2 protein-coding genes are annotated in these 1,244 nt (G+C 40.5%); one reads left to right on the top strand and one right to left on the bottom strand.

Going from position 1 to position 1,244, the window contains the following annotated elements:
- A partial coding sequence (locus M595_RS27685; protein ID WP_023069872.1) for a pentapeptide repeat-containing protein occupies nt 1-588 on the top strand: 588 nt, incomplete at its 5' end.
- A 23-nt stretch (nt 589-611) separates the two neighbouring features.
- Here M595_RS27685 and M595_RS27680 read toward each other — a convergent pair.
- Nucleotides 612-1,193: a serine O-acetyltransferase gene (locus tag M595_RS27680; protein ID WP_023067637.1), complete on the bottom strand. Its 582-nt coding sequence runs from the start codon at nt 1,191-1,193 to the stop codon at nt 612-614.
- Nucleotides 1,194-1,244: the final 51 nt, after the last annotated feature.

Genomic DNA, 1,244 nt, shown 5'->3' with positions numbered 1-1,244 from the left:
TGCTCTTCCGATCTCAATGCTCGGCGTCGGAAAAAAGAATACACCCAACTCGGAGAAAATTTTGCGTCTGTTGATGGGGGGATCAGTGCGACTCAAGGCGCTCCAACGGCGACTATGTTTACATCTGCCAATACTCAAGCGAGAAACAAATTTCATCGTTGGGATGAAGCCAGTTTACATGATGCTTATATTAGAGGCGAACGCTATTTTACCGATTGTGATCTCCAGGGTCTAAACTTACGAAGTGAAAAATTCTCAGGTGCTTACTTTACCAAATCTCGCTTAGAACAGACAAATTTTCAAAATGCGGATTTATCTAAAGTGGATTTTACGCGAGCGTCTCTCTCAGATGCGATTTTTAAAGATGCCAATTTAACTCATGCTCGCTTGAGTTATGCCAATTTAGAAAATGCTGATTTCCGGGGTGCTAATCTCACCTACGCAAATCTGAGTTATACAAATCTGCGAGGGACTAACTTGTGTGGAGCTAATTTAACTCATGCTTTAGTTTCTGAACAACAACTTGCTCTGGCTAAAACAAACTGGCGTACTATTCTACCCAATCGAAAGCGGAAATTTGGATTATAAATTGATTTAAGGGTGTACTTCTACTAGAGATTTTCGGAATCTTCTAACGTTTGTGGGGAATGATCACTGCTGTCTGAGTTTTTAGCTGGAATAATCCGAGCGGGAATACCGACGGCTGTGGCTCCAGGAGGAACATCACAAATCACAACAGCATTTGCCCCAATTTTAGCATGATCGCCAATATAAGCTTGTTTGAGAATTTTAGCCCCAGCTCCGATATCAACATGACCCCCAATTTGAACCCCTTTGGTAATAGTTACTTGCTGTAAAATTAGACAGTTAGGCCCAATCGTGGCTTGAGGATGAATAACAATTCCATTGGGATGAGTCAGCACTAACCCTCCACCCAGTTGACAGTTTAAAGGAATATCGGCACCAGAAGCTACACTCCAAAATCGATGCTCTAGGACGTGTATATTTTTGAAGAATTTAGCAAAAAGTCCACCTTGTTTTTGCCATTTTTGATATTGACGAATTGATTTAATCAGTTGTCGATTTGGAGACCACCAATTTTTCAACTTTTCTCGATTCCAATCGGGTTCTGTTGCTGAAACTTTGGATTTTATTTTGGGGCTAATCTGATTCGACTCTAGAGAAGTTTCCATACTTTGAATACCAATAATAAATTGAGAATATTTTCAGGATTTCGGACGTTC

Source organism: Lyngbya aestuarii BL J, from assembly GCF_000478195.2.
Classification (GTDB): domain Bacteria; phylum Cyanobacteriota; class Cyanobacteriia; order Cyanobacteriales; family Microcoleaceae; genus Capilliphycus; species Capilliphycus aestuarii.
Note: the sequence above shows the minus strand (reverse complement) of the source record. Positions and strands in the feature narration are given on the sequence as shown.

Excerpts from the sequence above, each read along its gene's own strand:
- M595_RS27680 (WP_023067637.1), bottom strand. The coding sequence starts at position 1,193 with ATGGAAACTTCTCTAGAGTCGAATCAGATTAGCCCCAAAATAAAATCC.